Source organism: Caldimonas tepidiphila (genome assembly GCF_003569765.1).
GTDB classification, from domain to species: Bacteria; Pseudomonadota; Gammaproteobacteria; order Burkholderiales; family Burkholderiaceae_C; genus Caldimonas; species Caldimonas tepidiphila.
The window spans coordinates 1-354 of sequence record NZ_KZ983973.1 but is presented as its reverse complement, the minus strand read 5'-3'; the positions used below and the strand labels follow the sequence as shown (position 1 = coordinate 354).

Genomic DNA, 354 nt, shown 5'->3' with positions numbered 1-354 from the left:
TCGAGGCGCGCTGCAGTGCCGCGGCCTCGATCTCCGGCGGCGGTTTCTCCCCCGCCCCTGAGGCCTGCGTCGCCAGCGCCTCCGCGCGCCGGGCGGCCTGCCTGAAAAGACGCTTGAGCGACTGGTACAGCGCCGACGGTTCGAGCGCGCCGTAGCGGTCGGACTGCCGCGAGGCCTCGCGGTCGAGCACGGCGACGCCCCGCGCGTCGAGCTTCCAGCGCGGCGGCGCGCGGCGCAGCGCGCCGATCAGCGGGCGCTGCGCGGGGTCCGGCGCTCCCGGGGCATCCATCGTCGTGCCCTCGTCGCCGGACGCCGACAGCAGCTGCCGCAGCCGCGGCGCCGCCGGGTCGTAAC

The 354-nt window shown here is 77.7% G+C and carries 1 pseudogene; it reads right to left on the bottom strand.

Annotation, left to right across the window (positions count from 1 at the left end):
- A pseudogene (locus D3A59_RS03850) lies at nt 1–354 on the bottom strand (hypothetical protein); the annotation flags it as partial.